Annotated in this window: 27 protein-coding genes and 1 pseudogene; 7 read left to right on the top strand and 21 right to left on the bottom strand. The window is 37.8% G+C overall.

Going from position 1 to position 20207, the window contains the following annotated elements:
• Window positions 1-2: 2 nt before the first annotated feature.
• The 3 genes from K6V43_RS00470 to K6V43_RS00480 all read right to left on the bottom strand — a co-directional run bounded on the left by K6V43_RS00470 (window position 3) and on the right by K6V43_RS00480 (window position 2328).
• The gene (locus K6V43_RS00470) at window positions 3-1028 is read right to left on the bottom strand and encodes a DUF6568 family protein (RefSeq protein WP_172130805.1); all 1026 of its coding nucleotides are present in this window, start codon (window positions 1026-1028) and stop codon (window positions 3-5) included.
• An 840-nt stretch (window positions 1029-1868) separates the two neighbouring features.
• On the bottom strand, window positions 1869-2060 hold the full coding sequence (locus K6V43_RS00475; RefSeq protein ID WP_172103808.1) for a class IIb bacteriocin, lactobin A/cerein 7B family: 192 nt from the start codon (window positions 2058-2060) through the stop codon (window positions 1869-1871).
• 10 nt (window positions 2061-2070) lie between these two features.
• On the bottom strand, window positions 2071-2328 hold the full coding sequence (locus K6V43_RS00480) for a Blp family class II bacteriocin (RefSeq protein WP_172096808.1): 258 nt from the start codon (window positions 2326-2328) through the stop codon (window positions 2071-2073).
• Between the two features lie 302 nt (window positions 2329-2630).
• On the opposite strand from K6V43_RS00480, the pseudogene K6V43_RS00485 reads away from it, so the two are divergent.
• A pseudogene (locus K6V43_RS00485) lies at window positions 2631-2786 on the top strand (cysteine peptidase family C39 domain-containing protein); the annotation flags it as partial.
• A 360-nt stretch (window positions 2787-3146) separates the two neighbouring features.
• Here the strand turns inward: K6V43_RS00485 and K6V43_RS00490 are convergent.
• The 13 genes from K6V43_RS00490 to K6V43_RS00550 form a co-directional block, all read right to left on the bottom strand.
• Window positions 3147-3770 (bottom strand): CPBP family intramembrane glutamic endopeptidase, encoded by a 624-nt coding sequence (locus K6V43_RS00490; RefSeq protein WP_172103807.1) that lies wholly within the window; start codon window positions 3768-3770, stop codon window positions 3147-3149.
• Window positions 3771-3799: 29 nt separating this feature from the next.
• Window positions 3800-3940: a hypothetical protein gene (locus K6V43_RS00495; protein WP_172096806.1), complete on the bottom strand. Its 141-nt coding sequence runs from the start codon at window positions 3938-3940 to the stop codon at window positions 3800-3802.
• Between the two features lie 16 nt (window positions 3941-3956).
• Window positions 3957-4124, bottom strand: a complete 168-nt coding sequence (locus K6V43_RS00500; protein WP_172096805.1) for a hypothetical protein — start codon at window positions 4122-4124, stop codon at window positions 3957-3959.
• 47 nt (window positions 4125-4171) lie between these two features.
• A complete protein-coding gene (locus tag K6V43_RS00505) occupies window positions 4172-4333 on the bottom strand; it encodes a hypothetical protein (RefSeq protein ID WP_172103806.1) in 162 nt (53 codons plus the stop codon).
• A 21-nt stretch (window positions 4334-4354) separates the two neighbouring features.
• On the bottom strand, window positions 4355-5020 hold the full coding sequence (locus tag K6V43_RS00510) for a CPBP family intramembrane glutamic endopeptidase (RefSeq protein WP_172103805.1): 666 nt from the start codon (window positions 5018-5020) through the stop codon (window positions 4355-4357).
• 38 nt (window positions 5021-5058) lie between these two features.
• The gene (locus K6V43_RS00515) at window positions 5059-5235 is read right to left on the bottom strand and encodes a ComC/BlpC family leader-containing pheromone/bacteriocin (protein ID WP_153309315.1); all 177 of its coding nucleotides are present in this window, start codon (window positions 5233-5235) and stop codon (window positions 5059-5061) included.
• Window positions 5236-5511: 276 nt separating this feature from the next.
• Window positions 5512-6789 (bottom strand): group II intron reverse transcriptase/maturase, encoded by a 1278-nt coding sequence (gene ltrA, locus K6V43_RS00520; RefSeq protein ID WP_222381064.1) that lies wholly within the window; start codon window positions 6787-6789, stop codon window positions 5512-5514.
• 803 nt (window positions 6790-7592) lie between these two features.
• Entirely contained in the window at window positions 7593-7811 is a 219-nt protein-coding gene (locus K6V43_RS00525; RefSeq protein WP_024404836.1) for a hypothetical protein, read from the bottom strand.
• 8 nt (window positions 7812-7819) lie between these two features.
• Window positions 7820-8035 (bottom strand): hypothetical protein, encoded by a 216-nt coding sequence (locus K6V43_RS00530; protein ID WP_024404835.1) that lies wholly within the window; start codon window positions 8033-8035, stop codon window positions 7820-7822.
• A 632-nt stretch (window positions 8036-8667) separates the two neighbouring features.
• Window positions 8668-9276 (bottom strand): CPBP family intramembrane glutamic endopeptidase, encoded by a 609-nt coding sequence (locus tag K6V43_RS00535; protein ID WP_222381066.1) that lies wholly within the window; start codon window positions 9274-9276, stop codon window positions 8668-8670.
• A 35-nt stretch (window positions 9277-9311) separates the two neighbouring features.
• A complete protein-coding gene (locus K6V43_RS00540; RefSeq protein ID WP_024404833.1) occupies window positions 9312-9509 on the bottom strand; it encodes a hypothetical protein in 198 nt (65 codons plus the stop codon).
• 239 nt (window positions 9510-9748) lie between these two features.
• The gene (locus tag K6V43_RS00545; RefSeq protein WP_172018844.1) at window positions 9749-10075 is read right to left on the bottom strand and encodes a helicase BlpT; all 327 of its coding nucleotides are present in this window, start codon (window positions 10073-10075) and stop codon (window positions 9749-9751) included.
• A 17-nt stretch (window positions 10076-10092) separates the two neighbouring features.
• A complete protein-coding gene (locus K6V43_RS00550) occupies window positions 10093-10347 on the bottom strand; it encodes a ComC/BlpC family leader-containing pheromone/bacteriocin (RefSeq protein WP_228381684.1) in 255 nt (84 codons plus the stop codon).
• A 300-nt stretch (window positions 10348-10647) separates the two neighbouring features.
• Here K6V43_RS00550 and K6V43_RS00555 point away from each other — a divergent pair, with 300 nt between their 5' ends.
• The 4 genes from K6V43_RS00555 to tnpA all read left to right on the top strand — a co-directional run bounded on the left by K6V43_RS00555 (window position 10648) and on the right by tnpA (window position 15101).
• Complete coding sequence (locus K6V43_RS00555; RefSeq protein ID WP_222381067.1) at window positions 10648-12801, top strand: peptide cleavage/export ABC transporter; 2154 nt, start codon at window positions 10648-10650, stop codon at window positions 12799-12801.
• 11 nt (window positions 12802-12812) lie between these two features.
• Window positions 12813-14174 (top strand): bacteriocin secretion accessory protein, encoded by a 1362-nt coding sequence (locus K6V43_RS00560; RefSeq protein WP_111679175.1) that lies wholly within the window; start codon window positions 12813-12815, stop codon window positions 14172-14174.
• 98 nt (window positions 14175-14272) lie between these two features.
• Entirely contained in the window at window positions 14273-14428 is a 156-nt protein-coding gene (locus K6V43_RS00565; protein ID WP_153309303.1) for a ComC/BlpC family leader-containing pheromone/bacteriocin, read from the top strand.
• 208 nt (window positions 14429-14636) lie between these two features.
• The gene (gene tnpA / locus K6V43_RS00570; RefSeq protein WP_029172398.1) at window positions 14637-15101 is read left to right on the top strand and encodes an IS200/IS605-like element ISSsu4 family transposase; all 465 of its coding nucleotides are present in this window, start codon (window positions 14637-14639) and stop codon (window positions 15099-15101) included.
• Between the two features lie 135 nt (window positions 15102-15236).
• Here the strand turns inward: tnpA and K6V43_RS00575 are convergent, their stop codons facing one another.
• The 3 genes from K6V43_RS00575 to K6V43_RS00585 are packed head-to-tail and all read right to left on the bottom strand — an operon-like array spanning window position 15237 to window position 17677.
• Window positions 15237-16583 (bottom strand): GHKL domain-containing protein, encoded by a 1347-nt coding sequence (locus K6V43_RS00575; protein WP_222381068.1) that lies wholly within the window; start codon window positions 16581-16583, stop codon window positions 15237-15239.
• A gap of 10 nt (window positions 16584-16593) precedes the next feature.
• On the bottom strand, window positions 16594-17334 hold the full coding sequence (locus K6V43_RS00580) for a response regulator transcription factor (RefSeq protein ID WP_222381069.1): 741 nt from the start codon (window positions 17332-17334) through the stop codon (window positions 16594-16596).
• A 1-nt stretch (window position 17335) separates the two neighbouring features.
• Window positions 17336-17677 (bottom strand): LytR/AlgR family response regulator transcription factor, encoded by a 342-nt coding sequence (locus K6V43_RS00585; RefSeq protein WP_222381070.1) that lies wholly within the window; start codon window positions 17675-17677, stop codon window positions 17336-17338.
• Window positions 17678-17875: 198 nt separating this feature from the next.
• On the opposite strand from K6V43_RS00585, the gene K6V43_RS11430 reads away from it, so the two are divergent.
• Window positions 17876-18271, top strand: a complete 396-nt coding sequence (locus tag K6V43_RS11430; RefSeq protein ID WP_237395093.1) for a hypothetical protein — start codon at window positions 17876-17878, stop codon at window positions 18269-18271.
• On the opposite strand, the gene K6V43_RS00595 is transcribed toward K6V43_RS11430, so the two are convergent.
• Window positions 18207-18770 (bottom strand): helical hairpin domain-containing protein, encoded by a 564-nt coding sequence (locus tag K6V43_RS00595; protein WP_496108332.1) that lies wholly within the window; start codon window positions 18768-18770, stop codon window positions 18207-18209. The two genes, K6V43_RS11430 and K6V43_RS00595, sit on opposite strands and share 65 nt — an antisense overlap.
• Here K6V43_RS00595 and K6V43_RS00600 point away from each other — a divergent pair.
• A protein-coding gene (locus K6V43_RS00600; protein ID WP_222381072.1) for an IS630 family transposase occupies window positions 18667-19514 on the top strand; the annotation gives its coding sequence in 2 pieces (ribosomal slippage) (window positions 18667-18970 and window positions 18970-19514; 849 coding nt in all). The genes K6V43_RS00595 and K6V43_RS00600 overlap by 104 nt on opposite strands.
• A gap of 215 nt (window positions 19515-19729) precedes the next feature.
• Here K6V43_RS00600 and K6V43_RS00605 read toward each other — a convergent pair.
• Window positions 19730-20197, bottom strand: coding sequence for an 8-oxo-dGTP diphosphatase (locus tag K6V43_RS00605; protein WP_222381074.1), 468 nt, complete (start codon window positions 20195-20197; stop codon window positions 19730-19732).
• Between the last annotated feature and the right edge of the window lie 10 nt (window positions 20198-20207).

A 20207-nucleotide genomic window follows, 5' to 3' on the forward strand; every position in this document is an offset into this window, starting at 1 on the left:
ATCTAACCCTCCTGCTTTGTTCTCAAACGACTGATGCCTGTGAATCCCGAAGCTAGCAAGAAGGCTAGACCGAAACGCACAAGATTAATCGAATTGACTTCTCCAGTTCTAGGCAAAGTTGTGGCTCCAGCAACTCCAGTAACACGACTTGCTAGTGGTGTGACCTGTGATGTGGAGCTTACTGGCTTAATCAAGGTTTCTTGTTGATTTTCTTGCTGTTTAACATCAACTTTGAGACTCTCATCTTTGGTACTGACATTTTCTATAGATTTATCTGTAACCTCTTTGGATTGTTCTGAAGAATCAGCCTTGGTTTTATCAGAGGAAGAGACGGTTTCGGACAACTCTTGATTCGAAATTTCCTCAATGTTAGCTTGATTATCTAAAGTAGTGCCTGACTGTGTCTCTTCCTCTTGATCGGTTGTATTCTGTTCACCATTCCCAAGCTCTTCTGCAGGTTGTTCAGGTGATTTTCCAAGATAGAGGTAGTCGTAAAGTTGCTGAGCATTAACTCCTCCACCGACCCATCCAGAAACAGGCTGACCATTTTTAAGGTAGAGAATGGTTGGCGTTCCAGGGATACCGACTGTTTTGAACAAGAACTCTTTAGCCTCATCATCTGCACTATCTGTATCGTAATACTCCAACTGACCAGCAATCAGCTGATTAAACTCCTTCAAGTCTGGTGAAAATTGACGGCAATAGTAACAGGTTCCACGACCGAAATACAAGGTGTGTTCCAAACCGTCAGCCGTAAAAGCTGCATGAACATCGTCAATAGTTACCTTCTTAAAATCAGCGACATTTGTCGCATACTCCTCGCTGGTCACTTCTGCAAGTTCCTCACCGGTTGTAGCTTCACCTGTCTGATCAGGTGTTGTTTGGCTAGATGGCTGTTCTGCCAATAGAGAAGGACTCTGTGCTTCTAATGCATTAGTTTCAGAACTGTCAGCCAAAACAGAACTAGTAACCAAAACCGCCAAAGCCGCTGTACTTAAAAGTAGTGATTTGAATAGTGTTTTCTTCATGATGAAACTCCTTTGTTATTGATAATCTTATTCTATAATTTTTACGAGAAAAATATCGCGCAAATCCTAAACAGTCATCGAAACGTCCTGAATGTTTTTTTAAAGTGTCTTAATGTTATTCTTAGTTGAAAAGGAACGGATTTTTATCTCCGCTCCTTCTATTAATTTTGCTTGCGATTAGCTTTATGATGTTAAATAAGCTTAGGCATCTCTATTTCTTATCAATATAGTATTTCAAACCTAATATAAATAGAGACATGATAATTAAACAAATTATTGCTTATAAGTAACCAATAAATCTCTGATAAAATTCAAGCGCAAACAATCCTCTAAAGATACCTAGTGTCCCCATAACTCCAGTAATAAAGATAAATATAAGTTGCATCCTCTTTAATGAATAACTGATTTCTCGTTTAGCCCTTCTCGTACTCCTAATAACGATTATCGTACTAACAATAGCAATTATAACTACGATAACTTGGGTGACAATATAAATATCTAACATTCGACGCAAAAAACAAGAATGAAATCAATAATAATGGTAAGTAACCAAATTGGAGAGAATAAGCTCCATTTAGAAATTTCTTGAAGAGGTTACCATTCAAATTATTAAATTCTTATCCCCAAAAATGTTTGTCCTACAAGTGATGAGTAAATTTCTTTAGAGTGGCTTACTTCAATATAATATTTAATTATTATAAGTTCTATAATAACAACCAAGCAGTTATACATAATGAGGCTAGCATTAATCTATCCATCATCTGTTTTTTATTCGGGAAAATCTTTTTCAGAAAAACGTAAGGCAGGGTGTTAATCATTAGGTAAATGATTAATTTATCATCAAAAGTAATAATAGGTCGCCAATCCAGCAGTACCACAAACAACTGCATAGCCCAATCCTGTTACCGGCCCCCCTGCCCAAGCCAATAACATACCACCTAAACAGCCGCCTACTGCAGCACCAAGGTTACCACCTCCAAGGATCCCACATAACTCTTCTGCATTGATTTCTTGATAAACAATAAGATCCATTACCTTCTCCTTATCCAAACTTACTTCCAATTTTACCACCTACACATACAAGACCACCAGCTATTGCTCCAACATGAAATCCTACAAATGCTCCCGGCAAGGAAGTTACACCAAATGTTGCCATACCACCCACAAAGCCTGCTCCCGCTGTTGTAATTGCAGTACCAAATATCGCATTTACGCAATCTCTATCTGAAAAACCACCCTCTACAGTAGCAAGAGTATCAGTACTAATCACGTTGAATTGTTCGATTGTTTTTGTATTCATAATTAAATACCTCCTTTATGATATAGATTTATATTTTGTCGGGTTGCAACCTTGACAAGTCTAGTATAGCACTTCTTCAAAAAATAATTTCCCCATTTCCTGAACAGTCATTTAACTTTCCTATATGGGAAAATTTTACCGTTCAAGAAGATAAAATAACCGTTCAGGTATGTATTATTTAGGAAGAGCCGAAATATCTTTTTCCCATTCAGGACGTTTCGATGACCATTTAAGATTTGGACATTTTTTTCTTTGATTTTTTGTCATAATAGTATTGTCACTAACAAGAAAGGATTTGACAAATGACAGCTTACAAACGAACCTCTGTTCCTCAAATCGATGCCAGAGACTGTGGTGTGGCTGCTTTAGCCTCTATTGCCAAGTTTTATGGCTCTGATTATTCCCTAGCTCATTTGAGAGAGTTGGCCAAAACCAATAAGGAAGGAACGACCGCTGTTATTAATAATCTTATTCTATAATTTTTACGAGAAAAATATCACGCAAATCCTAAACAGTTATCGAAACGTCTTGAATGGGAAAATATCCATGCCAAACAGAAATTATCCCTCAAGATATTCTCTATAATGGTTTCTCAGAGAGCATTTCTTTTCTCCTCGTAAAATTTTTATGGGGACCTCTAAAAACTAATTTTCTAAAATTTAAAATGTTGATTTAACAAGGTTTTCGTAACTCCAAATTCGCAATTTTGGGAGTTTATAGAGGTGCCCTTATAAATTATGATTATATCGTTACAAATAAAAACCACAATATCTAAAAAATAATAGACATTGCGGTTTTAAGAGACCTTATAGATAATACTAACTAGAAACCCAGAAGAGCCAAGCATTCCAAATAATATGTAGGATTAGGGCAGGATAAATCGTTTTCGAACGCTTAAATAGAGTACCGTAAATCAGACCTATTCCAAAATAAACAACAAAATCAGATAATTTAATGCCCTGAAGAACTGTATGAGCAAGGGAGAAAAATACTGCTGACACCAAGAGGTCCAAGCCTATACTTCTAAAACGTTCCAAATTTTTAATAATCAAGGCACGAAACACAAGTTCTTCGCTAATTGGACCGATGAAAATTCCATAAATATAAAAGAGATATAATTCTAATCCTGTTCCACTATAAGTATCGAGAAGCTTTTGATTTTCTGGTACAGGAAAGAGACGATTCACAATGATTGACCAAATGGTCAAGGCAACAAAACCTAAACAAATAGCCAGTATTGGTCTTCTACTAATTTTATCTAACTGAAATATTTTCCCATATCCCTGATAGTACAGCAATATAAGCGTTACACAGCCAATAAGTAAGACTGAAAGATCGAACAACAACTCACTCTTGATAAATCCCACTCCAAATACATATAACAGTAAGATTGCAAGAGCATAAATATGGTTATTTTTAAAACCAGTAGTAGTCTCCCCCATGTTCTGAATTCCTCCTACAACATCATTTTTTATTTTCGTTTCCGGATAACACTACCAATACCATCTATAAAACCATTCCACATATCTCTCAACCCTTTAAAAGGGTCGAAACCGCCATTAATTTTTTCAAGATGATATTCTGAGATTGAATTAAACTTATCATACTTCATAATTGATTACTCCTCTCTAACGACAAATATAATCACTTGGAACAATTCTTTGGCCTAGAACCTTTTTAGCAAATATTCTTCCCCAAATTTGTCCCGTACAATAGTCGTTCGACTTTCCGCCAGTAATATCTGCAAGAGAATCTAGATTCAATTGATCGAATTTTGGGTTTGTTTTTGTATTCATAATTAAATACCTCCTTTTTTCTTAATTTTAAAGGTAATTCATATTTATTAGCACCAAGGGGCAACTCCACAGATAGCTTTACCTACTGCATTGATGGCTTTACGAGTATTTTTCCCGATTCTGTACCAAAAATCATATGATTCATTGTCACCGCCATTGATGTATTGCAAGTCAGATGTCGTCAAAGTTTTAAAATGTTTAGTTTTCATTGTTTTTCTCCGCTATTAAAATTATTTCAGCAGTAGTCCTGCTATAATATATGACACAGTGATGAGTGAATTTGTTAAAATATGAGCAAATATGCTATCTCGTAATTGTCTTTGTTTACAATATAAGACACTAAAAAGGAGGCCGCTTATAAAATAATCCAGTAAATTAGCAGATAGTACATAGGTATGGGCATAAGCAAAAAGAAATGATGAGAGGAAGATAGGAAGGTATTTTTGAGTTGGGTTTAATCTCATAAGACTCTCTTGAAAAATCCCCCTAAAGACAACTTCTTCAAGAATTGGACCTGTGAAATGAAGAGCCACTAGCATAACCAACATATTGGGTGAATTGAATTGTTGCACGATATCGTCATTGTTAGCAGAAGCCAAATCCAAGCCGAAACCTATCAACATCGATTTAATCCCAATAATTAACAAGAATGATAATAGCGTCCAACCTACAGTCGTTCTCAAAGAGAGATATTTTTTAACAGGGATATTAGGAAAACACTTGACTTTGACCAGTGATAAGCATCCCAATAACAGCAAGAAAGCTATTAACAAAATCGTTATTTTAAGAACAACACTCCCTTTAAACATATTAATCCCTAAATAAATTGGAATTTGTACCACTAAACTTAAGAAGATTGTTAACACAATCAAACCACATAGTTTTAGTAACCTCATTTTGCTTTTCCTATCTATTACTTGTAGCTAGCTACTTTCTAGCAACTTCCTTTATGCTTTCTACCTTTCAACCCATCTGCAAGACCGCAAATACTAGATAAAATTTGACTATAAGTTGGTAACAATGGGAGAAACCATCCTCCCTCACCACCTTGAACAGTTGCAAGGGCCTCAGAGTTAAGTGTGTTAAATCGTTCCATTTTCTTTGTATTCATCTCGAATACCTCCTTTATGATATAGATTTTATATTTTGTCGGGTTGCAATCTTGACAAGTTTAGTATAGCACTTCTTCAAAAAATAATTTCCCCATTTCCTGAACAGTCATTTAACTTTCCTAAATGGGAAAATTTTACCACTCAAGAAGGTAAAGTGATCTTTTATATAAGTTGACCATACAGATGAATAATCCTTAATAAGTTTGAGCGATCGAGTAGGGACTAATTTCTAGTCCCTCTCACACCACCGTGCGTGCCGTTCGGCACACGGCGGTTCAACTAACTTTTAACGCATGTCGTTTTAGATAATAATCTAGGCAAGAAACCAGTCCACGTTTAGCGAGGACTGGTTTTGATATGGCACGTTTCAGTACAGACCTCTGAGCCACTAATTGATAATGGTCTCCCCAGCCAGATACTTTATCCGCTATCCACTTCGGTACTCCTAATTTGAGAAGTCCCCATAATCGCCTAGATTTCTTCTTCCATTGTTTCCAGATAATAACTCTTATTCGAGTTCTTAGTCGTTCATCAATGCTTTCCATGACTGATTTCATGTTCGTCATAGAAAAGTAGTTTATCCAACCTCGGATGACCCAGTTTAGTCGTTCAATTCGGCTGTCTAAGTCAGTACTCCACTTACGGGCCGTTAGTTTCTTGAGTTTTCTCTTGAAACTCTGTACGCTATCCTGATGCGGACGACTTTTCCAGCCCTCAGATGATTTCCAGAACCCAAATCCTAGGTACTTTAATTTGCTCGGTCTCACAATCTTGGTCTTGGTCATGTTGACTTTCAAACCTAATCGTTTTTCAATATAACGACTAATTGAATGCATCACACGTTTAGCCGCCGCCTCACTACCGACTGTGATGACGCAGTCATCTGCGTAGCGAACGAAGCGAAGTCCACGATTTTCCAACTCTTTATCTAGCTCATTAAGCATGATATTGGACAGGAGCGGTGATAGGTTTCCTCCCTGTGGAGTTCCAACTAGTGTTTTATACCGTTGTCCGTTGATGACTACACCTGAATGAAGGTACTTACGAATTAAAGATTCTGTATCTCCATCTTGGATAATGTTATGAACAAGTGACATCAGTCTATCTTGAGGAACGGTATCGAAGAACTTCTCAAGGTCTATGTCTACTATCCACTCATAGCCGTCATTAAGGTATTCTAATAACTGGATAACGGCATGTTCGCAGGACCGATTGGGTCTGAATCCGTAGCTCTTATCAGAGAAATAGGGTTCACAGATAGGACTAATGACTTGGACAATGGCTTGTTGTATCATTCTATCCATGACCGTTGGAATGCCTAGCTGGCGAACTCCGCCGTTAGGCTTGGGAATTTCAACTCGTAAAACGGGCTGTGGTTTGTACTTTCTCTGCTTTATGAGTTCTTTAGTTGAACGCCAGTGTTTGCGGAGATAGTCATCTATTTCGTCAATAGTTACGCCGTCAATTCCTGCTGAACCTTTATTGGCTCTAACTTGATTGTAAGCATCCAACATATTTGAACGTGATAGGATATTATCTAATAACTGTGACATGTGCGTACTCCTTTCTTGTTTCGGTGTCTGTAGGATATCTTATATTGATGAGCTTTCTTCCAGTCAATACGTGACCATCTCCAGTTCTATCAGACCATTCTTTACAGACACAATCGAAGTAGGTATACTTCGGTTTGACAGCCTTTATTTTCAATGTCAAACTTTCAACAGTCACTCCCCTGACTGTTGAAATATTCAGCCCTTCGCTCCGTTTCCATTACAGAAATTTCATCGCTACTATGACCTCGGCTGACTTCTCATGATTCGTTGTTACTACGTCTTATTGACGCTCATGAGACCTCACGGGATAAGTCGTACATCTTTCCTCGTTTAGACAAGATATGAGGACGTAAAAGGTCTAAGTGAAAATAGGAATTCTGACGAAGAGTCCAGTGACTCTAGGAGGAATTATCTTTTTCACACTGACCTTAGTCCGAATTCAATTACACTCGTGATTTACGCATATAGGTTACGACTACCTTTTTTGGACTTTGGTGCTTGTAGCCACCTTATCCGCTATATACGCCTTTGTATCACGTTTCTGTTCGTAGCGCCACGATTTCGCTATCCCTTCCTCTCCCCGCTACCTCACGATAGTCAGGCTTGGGAGTCGCTATAGGGTTCACCGGTAGCGGGTGCCCGCAGAGGACTTTCACCTCAGATGTACGACATGCCCGTCGTACTACAAAAAAGACTGGACATTTTTGCCCAGTCTTTAAAATCACACCTGTATCTGAAGTATAGTTATTTGTCAATAATGAATATCTTTTAGCTATCTAAAAAATTTTCATTATTGTCCAAATTTAATCTCCTTCAAAGTATAACTTAGTACAATTATATCCTGTTAGAAATCCAAAACCAGCTGCTGACACTAAAGCAACACCCCAACCAATAGGACCTGTTACTGCTCCAGCTCCAGCAATTGTGCCTAGTGCACCACTTGCGGACAGAAAACAATCTGATACATTTCCTCCACCTGAAACTTTTTCTAAAATATCATCTTTAATTTCTGCTATCATCATTGTTCCTCCTAGTCTCCATTGTAATAAAGTGCAGTACATGACCATCCAGTGGCAAAACCAGCGGTACCAGCTGCGCCACCAAGAGCAGCAAGTGCTAACCACCCTGTAGGGCCTGTAGCAGCAATTGCCAAGACCCCAGCAGAGGCAAGAATACCATTCACACAGTCATTCACATTTCCGCCTCCAGAAATCGTCTCTAATTTTTCGACATTTAATTCTAACATATCTACTCCTTTTGTTTTGATTTTATAAGTCCTATTATCGAAAAAACTACTAGAACTATTGACATTAAACTAGTAAAAATAACTACCTTTGATTCTAAACCAATGGAAAAAATTAATATTCCGTAAAGAATATTTGCAATATAGTAAATTTTACTCTTTAACATTGTCCACCTCCAGATACAAATTTTTTGACGGGTTGCAACCTTGACAAATTAAGTATAGCACTTCTTCAAAAATAATTTCCCCATTTCCTGAACAGTCATTTAACTTTCCTAAATGGGTAAAATTTATCGTTACTTATTGATATTGGTAAACCAAATCAAAAGTCACACCAATAATTTATATTAGTGTGACAACAAACAATATTAGAAACATCAAGTTTTACTGGACCAGAAAAGCTGATCTACCAATACATTAGCAACAGTGATAAAACAAAACTCAACCAGTATACCCAACTGTATAAGCCATACTTATCTAATAGATAGATATTCAGATAAAACTCTGAGCCTCCGTAAAGGACACATTTAAGAAATCGATTCATACAATCATACTTACCTTTCCTCACAAATAATCTACCGTAATCCTTATCTTTGAAAACTCTCCTCAATCACATTGGTAAAAATTGAAAATATTTACAAGAGAGAGACTAGTATAACAAAGCTATTGTAGCCAATATGACTTAAAATTGGCAAAGATAAATTATCACTTACTTTATAGGAAATACCATAAATTATTCCGGAGATTGCATAAAATAGGAAAGAAATCATGTTTACTGGACCGTGAACAAAAGCAAATAAGCAGGAAGTTAAGATTAGTCCTAATACTGAATTTTGGAATACTCCATTTTGAATAAAACCTCTAAAGATAAGCTCTTCTTCAATAGGACCAAAAATTGACACTGATAAAATATATGAAATACTGTAACCAGTAACTCTTTGCTCTGAAAAAGCAGTGGAAGCTCTTGAAGAGACATGAAAGATACTTGCATAGATATAAACAAAGAGAATATCCAATAATAATAATAGCAATAACTGAATGCATTCTTTTTTTGTTAGAAAGCGAACCACAATCAGATTCACTCTCTGGGCATACTTAATAGCTCCAATTAGAAATATCAGGCATACTATAACTACTAGCATTTCGCGATATTTGTAATCTCCCTGATTAACAACAAATCTTGCTATTCCAAAAATGATTGGGAAAATCAAAGCAATTACTAAATATTTTATTCTCTTTACCATAAAAACTTCCTACCATTTACTAAATAATTATCTCTCTAACACTGAGGTAAAACTTTACCCGGATAAGCAGGGGTATAATAGTCACACACAGGACCAGTTCCTCCCTTACCAGGATTTTTCAAGCTTTCTTCAAACCAAGCCCACCAATTTTTCGGATGAAGTGTTGAACCATATCCGTTTCCACCCAAAATTACTTCCAAATCATCTAAATTAATATTATTAAAATTTTCCATATTATCTACTCCTCTTAATGACATGGTAAAACTGGTGCTGGATACGCTGAACCATAGTTATAACAGAATGGTGGCGGGCCACTAGGTTTAACAGTCCAGTGGACTATTCGTACCCGAGCCTAAAAATAAGGTAGCGAAGTGTTTCAGCTGGTCACCTAAAAATAAGAAAGTAACCATAGAAAACCGAACCTACATGTTGGGAAGTGAGGGGAGCTCTTTTTTCAACCAGTCGAGTTCTCTCAAAGTATAACAGTTGGACCATATACTTTGAGTTGCGGTTTGATTGTTGCATAATGATACTGGTCATATTGTCGCCAAGCTAGTCTCGTCGGTTCGTCTAGTTCAAGCGAACTCAATCCGATTAACAAACTACAATGTTGATAAAACTTTTCTAAGGTTATTAGTAGCTTGTTATCTACATTAGAACTTGCCTCAAGTTTACTGAGGGTTTCTCGTATATATTCTGCAAATCGTACTTCATCTATAGTGCCTTTTTTCTTCATTTTTAGGAACTGTTTGTCCATTTCAGTAATTAGGCTTTTTACATCTACAATTACATTTTCCATATCATTACCTACCTCCATTATGGCAGTGGATTATGAAGATCTCCCCAAGCTGCAGCCATATTGTTAGCAACATTTCCAACAACGTTAGACCAATCTACCCTGCAATTTCCATTTCTCATATTTGCCATTGTGTAGCGATAACCATTTCTACAAATGATATTGTCACTTATAGAGCTAAATGGGGAATACCAACCATACGGTACACCTCCCTCAATATTCTCAAGAACTTCTGTGTTTATTTGGTTAAATTGTTCCATTGTTTTCGTATTCATATCGAATACCTCCAGTATAATATTAATTTTTTTCGTCTTGTTGCAACCTTGACAAGTAAATTATAGCACTTCTTCAAAAAATAATTTCCCCATTTCCTGAACAGTCATTTAACTTTCCTAAATGGGAAAATTTTACCATTCAAGAAGGGAAAGCGACCGTTCAGGTATGTATTGTTTAGGAAGAGCCGAAATATCTTTTTACCATTCAGGACGTTTCGATGACCATTTAAGATTTGGATATTTTTTTCTGTGATTTTTTTGTCATAATAGTCTTGTCACTAACAAGAAAGGATTTGATAAATGACTGCTTACAAACGAACTTTTGTTCCTCAAATCGATGCCAGAGACTGTGGTGTGGCTGCTTTAGCCTCTATTGCCAAGTTTTACGGTTCTGATTATTCCCTAGCTCATTTGAGAGAATTGGCCAAAACCAATAAGGAAGGAACGACCGCTCTTGGTATCGTCAAAGCAGCCAAAGAGATGGGCTTTGAAACTAGAGCCATCCAGGCTGACATGAGCCTCTTTGATATGGATGACGTTCCCTATCCCTTCATCGTTCACGTCAATAAAGAAGGCAAACTGCAACACTACTATGTGGTCTATCACAACAAAAAAGACCACCTCATCATTGGTGATCCTGACCCTACGGTCAAAGTCACCAAGATGACCAAGGAGCGGTTTGCTTCTGAATGGACAGGCGTCGCTATCTTTCTGGCTCCAGAACCCAGCTATAAGCCTCACAAAGATAAAAAGAACGGCCTGATGAGCTTTCTCCCTCTTGTTTTCAGGCAACGCTCGCTTATCTTTTATATCGTCTTGGCTAGCCTTTTGGTGACGCTTATCAATATTGGTGGTTCTTACTACCTGCAAGGGATTTTAGATGAATACATTCCTAATCAAATGAAGTCAACCTTGGGGATTATCTCCATCGGCCTGATTATCACCTACATCCTCCAGCAGATGATGAGTTTCTCACGAGATTACCTTTTGACTGTGCTCAGCCAGCGGCTAAGTATTGATGTGATTCTTTCCTATATCCGTCATATCTTTGAGCTGCCCATGTCCTTCTTTGCGACGCGGCGGACTGGTGAGGTTATCTCTCGCTTTACAGATGCCAATTCAATCATTGATGCCCTGGCATCGACCATTTTGTCACTCTTCCTTGATGTCTCTATTTTGACCATCGTCGGTGGTGTGCTTTTGGTACAAAACACCAACCTCTTCCTGCTCTCCTTAATTTCAGTTCCCATTTACATCATCATTATTTTTACTTTTATGAAGCCGTTTGAGAAGATGAATAACGATGTTATGCAGAGCAATTCCATGGTCAGCTCTGCCATTATCGAAGACATCAACGGCATTGAAACCATCAAATCCTTGACCAGCGAAGAAAGCCGCTACCAAAAGATTGATAGCGAGTTCGTAGATTACCTGGACAAATCCTTCAAACTCAGTAAATACTCTATCCTGCAAACTACCCTTAAACAGGGAGCTCAGCTCATTCTAAATATTGTCATCTTGTGGTTTGGGGCCCAGCTAGTCATGAACGGACACATTTCAGTTGGACAACTGATCACCTTCAACACCCTTCTATCTTATTTTACCAATCCTTTGGAAAATATTATAAACCTTCAAACCAAGCTCCAGTCTGCCAAGGTGGCTAACAATCGCCTGAATGAAGTCTACCTGGTTGAATCTGAATTCAGTAACAGTCAGACCTTAACAGATTCACAGTTCCTGACTGGCGATATTCGCTTTGAAGACCTTTCCTATAAGTACGGTTTCGGACGTGACACCCTATCGGATATCAATCTGACCATCAAACAAGGCGATAAGGTCAGTCTAGTGGGAATTAGCGGCTCAGGAAAGACAACCTTGGCCAAGATGATTGTCAATTTCTTTGAGCCTTACAAGGGTCGAATCACCATCAACAACAATGACCTTAAACTAATTGATAAAAAGACGCTTCGGCAACACATTAACTACCTCCCACAACAAGCTTATATCTTCAGTGGTTCAATCTTAGAAAACTTGACTCTAGGGGCCAATCAACTGATTAGTCAGGAAGATATTATCAGAGCTTGTGAGATCGCTGAAATTCGACAAGACATCGAGCAGATGCCTATGGGCTATCAAACAGAATTGTCTGACGGAGCTGGCTTATCGGGTGGTCAAAAGCAACGGATTGCTTTGGCTAGGGCTCTACTGACTAAAGCCCCTGTTCTTATTCTTGATGAAGCCACTAGTGGCCTTGATGTGCTAACGGAGAAAAAGGTCATTGATAATTTAATGGCCATGGCAGACAAGACCATTATCTTTGTCGCACACCGCCTCAGTATTTCTGAGCGAACCAACCAAGTTATCGTTCTTGACCAAGGGAAGGTCATTGAGACTGGTTCACATCACGAATTGATGACCAAACAAGGTTTCTACCATCATCTATTTAGCAAGTAAGGAGACTAAGCATGAACCCTAATTTGTTCAAAAGTGCTGAATTTTACCAGCGGCGCTACCATAATTTTGCGACACACTTAATTGTCCCCTTGATATTATTAGTCGGCTTTCTTCTAACCTTCTCCCTTTTTGCCCAAAAGGAGGTTACCGTCACATCAAGAGGTGAAATTACTCCGACGACAATCATCGCTTCCATCCAATCCACCAGCAATAACCCTATCACAACCAATAATCTAGCCAATAACAAGCTGGTTAAAAAGAATGAGCTCATCATCCAATACGCTGAAACTATGGAGAGTTCCCAAAAACAAGCCCTTGAAACCCAGCTAGCCACTCTAAATAGACAGAAAACTGGACTTGAAACCCTCAAAGAAAGCCTGTCACAGGGAACGAACCTCTTTACAGGGGAGGACGAATTTGGCTATATCAATACTTTTAACAACTTTATCACCCAGTCACAGGACATCGAACTAGGAATTTCCAAAACCAATGCAGAGGTGAGTAACCAGGCCGCCCTAGCAGGTAATACCATTGCTGCGATTGACACGCAAATCAATCAAATCTATCACCAAATAGCAGAATACGAGGAGCTTCGTCAAGCCATTACCAATAGACAGACCAGTTTATCAGCTGACAATCCACACCAAGCCACCTTAAACAATTTCTTAGCCCAATCCCAACAAGACTCCCAGACAGGATTAACTGATCAATACCTTTCTCAAATCAACCAAAGTATCTCAGGGCTAGAATCATCCATAGCTAGTCTGAACATCCAACGAGCTGGAACTGGCTCTGTTGCAACCTATGATAACAGCTTTGTAACAAAGGTTGAGGTCCTAAGAACACAGTTTTTACAATCGGCCTCTCAGCAGCTGACCACCCTTGAAACGCAAATCACAGAGCTAGTGGCACAGCTAGAGCAAGCATCCGTCCGACTAGAAAACAATACCATTACAGCTCCTGAAACAGGGGTAATCCATCTCAATAGTGAGTTTGAAGGAAAGTCTTTGATTCCAAGCGGTAGTGAAATCGCTCAGATTTACCCCAATATCAATCAAACCAAAGAATTCCTCATTACTTACTACGTGACTTCAGAACATGTCGCCTTACTCAAAGAAAAACAAGACGTACGCCTGAGCTTAGAAAAAGTTGGCAACCAAAGCATCACTGTTGTTGGAAAAATTAAGTCTATCGATAAAACTGCTACTAAAACTGAGGAGGGGAATCTTTTCAAAGTTACTGCCTTGGCTCAACTATCCGACAAGCATAGCGACGTCATCCAGTACGGTCTCCAGGGTCGAGTCACAAGTATCATTGCCAAGAAGACTTACTTTGATTACTACAAGGATAAAATTTTATCCAACCATGATTAACCATTTAGGAAAGTTAAATGACTGTTCAGGATTTGAATGTCAAAAATCGCCATATTTTGTGTATAATAAATTAAAACTTATATAAAGGAGGTCCTTATATGACCAAGCATCGAACTTCTCTCACTGCATTCACAGAGCTTTCTCCTTCAGAACTTCACCGCATCTCTGGTGGAGATTGGTGGAGTGATCTGATTAGATTTTTTCCTAGACACGATAAAATTGCAGGTGACAACAATATACATAAACTGGGTTAACATCAAAAAATCTGGACCGAGGGATTAAATCCCACGGTCCAACTTTTTTTATTATGTGACTTTTAGTCCGTCACGCTCCGTAAGATGCGTGACACGTGACAAATAAACCACCCGCTATGCGGGTGCGCGACGAAGGTTATACCAAAAAAACTCCAAACGCGATACAATAAAGGTGTTCAAGCCTATTGTAAAGCGAGAGGAGAAAAGTATGGCACAAAAGGCACATAGTTTATCACATACAAAGTGGTTGTGTAAGTACCACATTGTCTTCACACCTAAGTATAGACGAAAAATCATCTATAATCAATATCGAAGTAGTTTGGGAGAAATATTCCGACGTTTGTGTAGTTATAAAGGCGTAGAAATTATCGAAGGACATCTGATGCCGGATCATGTTCATATGTTAGTCAGTATTCCTCCGAGATTAAGTGTATCAAGCTTTATGGGATATTTAAAAGGTAAGAGTGCTCTTATGATGTTTGATAAACACGCTAATCTCAAATATAAATTTGGCAATCGTCATTTCTGGGCAGAGGGATACTATGTAAGTACGGTTGGACTTAATGAAGCCACAATAAAGAAATATATACAAGAACAGGAAAAACATGATATAGCACTTGATAAATTGAGTGTAAAAGAGTATGAAGATCCCTTTAGGGATAATGGCAAGTAGTACGAATGCCTCTTTAAGAGGCTAGTGACGAGTCAAAAGCAGTGAGGCTTGAACAAAGTGAAAGCCATCGTCTTTAGGCGCTGGCTGGTGATGTGGGCTTATAGCCCTTGTTCAAACCACCCGTTTGACGGGTGGTCATGATTTCGATGACAAGTCAATTTCTAGAGATTGGCCAAACAGATGAGCCTTACTAGTCGTGTTCAGCGAAATCAGTGGGTAACGCTCTAGAATTTTCATGACATTATATAGACCAATACCTCTGCCCTCGCCTTTAGAACTATGACCAAAGGCATAAAGCTCTGAAAGGTCAACTCTTTCTTCCTTGGTGTTATTTTCGATAATAAACATCTGCTTATCATTGACCAGCAAAAAAGCGATGGTTAGCTTTGGACTGGCTGCATTTATCGCAGCCTCTATGGCGTTATCACATAATATCGATACTATTGTGATAAAATCTACCAACTCCATTCCTTGCAGTTTGATCACTTCTGGCACCTCCAAGCTAACTGATATATTGTTATCATTAGCCTGTAAGAACTTGGAGGCCAGTAGACTTTTCAAGCCGGAGTTATCAATATTGACCAAGCATCCGATGTCATATTTACTGGCTCGAAGTTGTTTACTTGAATCTTTTAATACTGTTTGGTAAATGTCCCTTATTTGCTCAATGTCATTATCTTCAATAGCCAAGCGTAATGTGGTCATCAGATTAGCATAATCATGCCTAAAACATTTCACTTCACGATAAAGATCCTCAACTTGCTTACTATAATCTTCCAAGCTTTTGAGCTGCAAGGCTTGTTGAAAATCAAGCTGTTCTTGTAGCTTTTTTCGCAAATGGAAATCAAGTTGTTTGATAATTCCCATGAAGATAACAAGATAGGTCACTAGAATAAATTGACGATGAGCCATGGTCGGCAATCCGATGTCATACTCTAAATAAGTCAAGGTCTGTATCAAGATGTAATACGCAACCATCACCCAGTTGGTCAGATAGAGTAGCCGTTTGTCTTCAGTTACAAGATTGTCTGTTCTTAACTTGACAAAGTCATACTTTAGCCATTTTAAAAAGAAAAGAGCAGCCGATATAGACAAGAAATTAACGAGAATAAAAGTTGGTGTATCTTCTATAATTCCCGATGACTGCCCCAATAAAGGTAAAACAAAATAGGACACCATGCGATAAAAGAGATTTTCTAAGGTAAAGGGCAGTAGACCATAGAAAATCAAAAGGGTCTTCGGTAAGGGCCGCAGCAATATCATGGCTAGGAGAAAACCATACAAAGGGGTGTCAAAATAAGATAAAAATTGACTTGAAAATAACTGACTTAAAGTCGCGAAAAGGGCTGCAACGGATACTCTGAGCAGAATGATCAAGAGGATTGAACGGATGGAATACTTTAGGCGGTTAACACTAAAAAAGAGAACAATGAGTGAACCCAATGAAACAACGGATTCAATAATATAGTTTAAAACAGACATCCTTTCTCCTTTATCTATGCAGTCTATCAATAACAGCTAAAGTTGATTCTAGCTTTTGCCTTGAGACAAGACAGGTAGAGCTATTTGGAAAATAGACCTGCTTTTCTTGCCGATCAACCTTAACAACATTCCTCGGATTGATTGCAAATGAACGATGACATTGTAACAGTCGCTTATCTTGTTTCAGAATATCTGATAAACTTGCTGTAAACTCCATTCGGTCTGTTTTGGTGTAAAGGATAACACGATGAGGACGTGGAGAAGTCTCGATGTAGTAAACTTCATTAAAGGGGTACTGTACTTGGGCATATTTAGATTTAAAATAAAATGAATCCTCCGCCACTGCTTTATGATTCTTACCATAAACATGAAATAAAGCAGCTTCTATTCGCGATTCAAATTCAGTAGCTCCAAGTTCTTTATCAATATAATCTAGGGCAGATACCTGGTACCTGAAAGATAAGGGCATAAACTCGGAGTGTGTTGTCACAAAAACAATACTAGCATAAGGGTCAATCTCTCTAATTTGTTTAGCGACTTGAAGTCCTTTTAGTTCGTCTTCCTTAATCTCAATATCTAAAAAGAAGAGCTGATGTACTCCTTTTTCTTCTATTGCTTGAAGTAGCTGATGAGGTTTTCCTGAAATTTCAAATTTTTTCGGAACGATGTTGTGCTTTTCTAACAGCTTAGTAATAATCTTCTCAATTCTCGCTTGTTGCTTAAAATCATCTTCCAATACAAAGATATTCATGCTACATTCCTCCTTTGTTAATCCACTGACGCAGTATGTCCTGATAACGACGTCTTGAAAAAGTAAGGCAATGTTCTCCTTTTTCTCCAAGAAAAATACGTTTTTCTCGAGAATTGATAACCTTAATTTTTGAACGGTTAACTAGACTAGAACGATGACATCTAATAAAATATTCTGGATACATTTCCTCTATGTTTTGTAGCTTTTGTAAACAATCATAAATCTCTTTCTCAGTCACAATTTGAATGTAATGTGGCTTAGATGGATGCGATATGATATATAGTATATCTGACAGCAGCACTTTCTTTGTTTCATCCTTGACTTTGATAATCATAAAGTTCATAGCTATTTCCTCCTATGAACACTATAGCATAGGAGCAAAATCATTTTTCCTTCAAATCCTAAATGGTTATCTAAACGTCTTGAATGGTAAGATTTTACCATTTAGGAAAGTTAGAGGTCTATTCAGGAAATTAAGCTCACTAAACCAACAATAACTGATATAATTAAATTCCTAAATCATTGAAAAAGAAAGGATACTATGATTGAAATCTTTCCTTATTCCCCATTAAGTATTTTTATCGCAATCGTCATTAAAGGTTACTTAATCAGTCATCAGATTTATTCAAAAATCAAACTATCTTTCTCTTATTATCCGTATAAGTACGATAGTCCTACTACCTATTTTATCATAAAATCTAAGTTTTTAACATCAGAGAAGATGAACAATTACATAAAGAATGTACGAGATTATTCAGAACTAGCGACTATCATTATTATTGGCCAAAATATCGATTATGAAGAACTCTTCAAAAATCATTATCGGGTATTTGGCGTGATTAATACGACAAACAATAAATCATTAACATTTATCAGAGACCAAGTTCATTTTTATTTGGACGGTCTCTATGGTCTGAAGAAGAAAGAGAGTGACTAAGTGTCTGGACTAAAATCTCCAGTCTCCTAACCTTATATTCGTAATCATCTATCCATTTCGTCATAGATTTTTGATTTTTTTCTATTTCTTCTTCCACCTGTTCAAGTGTAATTGCCGCAGTCAAATTCATCTTGGCGTAGTCGTATCGTGCCAGTCTTCGATTTTCTGAATCAGAATTGTTAAGGTTGATCAATACTTCCGCCACCTTATTGAGATAAGCAACCTTATCTTGCAAATCCGTAATGGTCAAATCCAGCTGGGCAATTTCGTTGATGAGTTCGTCTTTGACTTCTTGGTAGGACTGGTTATTGAGGTCTAGCTCGATAAGAAGATTGAGCTCTGAGATATTATAACAAATTGAAACAAAAATAGTACATTTGTGGTATAATATACTTATGGCATATTCATTAGATTTTCGTAAAAAAGTTCTCGCATACTGTGAGAAAACCGGCAGTATTACTGAAGCATCTGTTGTTTTCGATATTTCACGCAACACCATCTATCAATGGCTAAAATTAATGGAGAGTACAGGCGAGCTTCATCACCAAGTTAAGGGAACCAAACCAAGAAAAGTTGATAGAGAAAAATTAAAGAACTATCTTGAAGCTCATCCAGATGCTTTTTTGACTGAAATAGCTTCTGAATTTGGCTGTCATCCAACAGCTATTCATTACGCTCTCAAAGCTATGAGGTATACTCGAAAAAAAAGAGCTGTACCTACTATGAACAAGACCCTGAGAAAGTAAATCAGTTCCTTAAAGAATTTAATAACTTAAGTCACTTGACACCTGTTTATATTGATGAGACAGGGTTTGAGACATATTTTCATCGAGAATATGGTCGATCTTTGAAAGGTCAGTTGATCACAGGTCAGGTCTCTGGAAGAAGATTCCAGCGGCTATCTTTAGTTGCAGGTCTTATAAACGGTAAGATTATAGCCCCAATGACCTACAAAGAAACCATGACTAGTGACTTTTTCGAAGCTTGGTTTAAAACATTCTTACTACCCACTTTAGATAGACCATCTGTTATCATTATGGACAATGCAAGGTTTCATCGGATGAGTAAGCTAAAAGAGTTATGCAAGGAGCAGGGTCATAGACTATTACCACTTCCTCCTTACTCACCTGAGTATAATCCCATTGAGAAAACATGGGCTCAAATTAAAAAACACCTCAGAAAAGTATTGCCAAATTGCAATACTTTTCTTGAGGCACTTTTGTCCTGCTCCTGTTTCAATTGAATATATTTCAAGGGAACAGGCTGTCAAGCTCCACTAGAGCTTGAAGCTCATCAAATCAAGTCAACAATGTCTAACTTTGATTTTCGAAGAGTATTACTGGCTAGTTTCTGCCCAGCCTCATTACAAAACTAAAAATGAGTTGATACAAATATATGATGTACCAACTCATTTTTAATCCAAATTACATGAAAAATCTTATTTCAAATATACATACCTCACCTAAAATTCCGGTCCCATTCCCCAGTTTGGTCCTTCTTGGTGTAAAAGAATTCAGATAAGGTTGGGTCATCCATGACTTTTACGATTTCAAGCAAATCATAGGCTAATTCCAATTGACTCAGTTCGGATTTCTTAACCCATCGAACTTCTCCCTCTTCAGTTGAGTGGATAGTTCCTGAAAACTCCGTAGCCTTATAAAGAAAGACAATATAGCGATGTCCTTCTTTGTCAGGCCAGTGCTTGGTACCAACCAAGCAGGGATTTGAGATTGTCAAGCCAGTCTCTTCAAAAACCTCACGTATAACAGAGTCAGAGAAATTCTCACCTTCTTCGATATGTCCACCTGGAAATGCTGCACCAGACCAACGATACCGTTTAGGATCTCGAATCTGAACTACTACATTTCCATCCTTATCCTCTATCATACACATATTCGTAAGTGTAACCAATTGTTTACGTGACATATGATCTCCT

This window comes from Streptococcus suis (assembly GCF_019794615.1).
GTDB lineage: Bacteria > Bacillota > Bacilli > Lactobacillales > Streptococcaceae > Streptococcus > Streptococcus suis_AI.

What these genes read in the sequence shown, in the direction of transcription:
- K6V43_RS00580 (WP_222381069.1), bottom strand. Translation starts at nt 17,334, where the DNA reads ATGAATATCTTTGTATTGGAAGATGATTTTAAGCAACAAGCGAGAATT.
- K6V43_RS00575 (WP_222381068.1), bottom strand. Translation starts at nt 16,583, where the DNA reads ATGTCTGTTTTAAACTATATTATTGAATCCGTTGTTTCATTGGGTTCA.
- K6V43_RS00595 (WP_496108332.1), bottom strand. Translation starts at nt 18,770, where the DNA reads ATGGTGTTGCGTGAAATATCGAAAACAACAGATGCTTCAGTAATACTG.
- K6V43_RS00475 (WP_172103808.1), bottom strand. Translation starts at nt 2,060, where the DNA reads ATGGATCTTATTGTTTATCAAGAAATCAATGCAGAAGAGTTATGTGGG.
- K6V43_RS00540 (WP_024404833.1), bottom strand. Translation starts at nt 9,509, where the DNA reads ATGGAAAATTTTAATAATATTAATTTAGATGATTTGGAAGTAATTTTG.
- K6V43_RS00550 (WP_228381684.1), bottom strand. Translation starts at nt 10,347, where the DNA reads ATGAATACGAAAACAATGGAACAATTTAACCAAATAAACACAGAAGTT.
- K6V43_RS00500 (WP_172096805.1), bottom strand. Translation starts at nt 4,124, where the DNA reads ATGAATACAAAAACAAACCCAAAATTCGATCAATTGAATCTAGATTCT.
- ltrA (WP_222381064.1), bottom strand. Translation starts at nt 6,789, where the DNA reads ATGTCACAGTTATTAGATAATATCCTATCACGTTCAAATATGTTGGAT.
- K6V43_RS00565 (WP_153309303.1), top strand. Translation starts at nt 14,273, where the DNA reads ATGACCAAGCATCGAACTTCTCTCACTGCATTCACAGAGCTTTCTCCT.
- K6V43_RS00585 (WP_222381070.1), bottom strand. Translation starts at nt 17,677, where the DNA reads ATGAACTTTATGATTATCAAAGTCAAGGATGAAACAAAGAAAGTGCTG.
- K6V43_RS00530 (WP_024404835.1), bottom strand. Translation starts at nt 8,035, where the DNA reads ATGTTAGAATTAAATGTCGAAAAATTAGAGACGATTTCTGGAGGCGGA.
- K6V43_RS00605 (WP_222381074.1), bottom strand. Translation starts at nt 20,197, where the DNA reads ATGTCACGTAAACAATTGGTTACACTTACGAATATGTGTATGATAGAG.
- K6V43_RS00535 (WP_222381066.1), bottom strand. Translation starts at nt 9,276, where the DNA reads ATGGTAAAGAGAATAAAATATTTAGTAATTGCTTTGATTTTCCCAATC.
- K6V43_RS00470 (WP_172130805.1), bottom strand. Translation starts at nt 1,028, where the DNA reads ATGAAGAAAACACTATTCAAATCACTACTTTTAAGTACAGCGGCTTTG.
- K6V43_RS00490 (WP_172103807.1), bottom strand. Translation starts at nt 3,770, where the DNA reads ATGGGGGAGACTACTACTGGTTTTAAAAATAACCATATTTATGCTCTT.
- K6V43_RS00560 (WP_111679175.1), top strand. Translation starts at nt 12,813, where the DNA reads ATGAACCCTAATTTGTTCAAAAGTGCTGAATTTTACCAGCGGCGCTAC.
- K6V43_RS00510 (WP_172103805.1), bottom strand. Translation starts at nt 5,020, where the DNA reads ATGAGGTTACTAAAACTATGTGGTTTGATTGTGTTAACAATCTTCTTA.
- K6V43_RS00495 (WP_172096806.1), bottom strand. Translation starts at nt 3,940, where the DNA reads ATGAAGTATGATAAGTTTAATTCAATCTCAGAATATCATCTTGAAAAA.
- K6V43_RS00480 (WP_172096808.1), bottom strand. Translation starts at nt 2,328, where the DNA reads ATGAATACAAAAACAATCGAACAATTCAACGTGATTAGTACTGATACT.
- K6V43_RS00505 (WP_172103806.1), bottom strand. Translation starts at nt 4,333, where the DNA reads ATGAAAACTAAACATTTTAAAACTTTGACGACATCTGACTTGCAATAC.
- tnpA (WP_029172398.1), top strand. Translation starts at nt 14,637, where the DNA reads ATGGCACAAAAGGCACATAGTTTATCACATACAAAGTGGTTGTGTAAG.
- K6V43_RS00515 (WP_153309315.1), bottom strand. Translation starts at nt 5,235, where the DNA reads ATGAATACAAAGAAAATGGAACGATTTAACACACTTAACTCTGAGGCC.
- K6V43_RS00525 (WP_024404836.1), bottom strand. Translation starts at nt 7,811, where the DNA reads ATGATGATAGCAGAAATTAAAGATGATATTTTAGAAAAAGTTTCAGGT.
- K6V43_RS00555 (WP_222381067.1), top strand. Translation starts at nt 10,648, where the DNA reads ATGACTGCTTACAAACGAACTTTTGTTCCTCAAATCGATGCCAGAGAC.
- K6V43_RS11430 (WP_237395093.1), top strand. Translation starts at nt 17,876, where the DNA reads ATGATTGAAATCTTTCCTTATTCCCCATTAAGTATTTTTATCGCAATC.
- K6V43_RS00545 (WP_172018844.1), bottom strand. Translation starts at nt 10,075, where the DNA reads ATGGAAAATGTAATTGTAGATGTAAAAAGCCTAATTACTGAAATGGAC.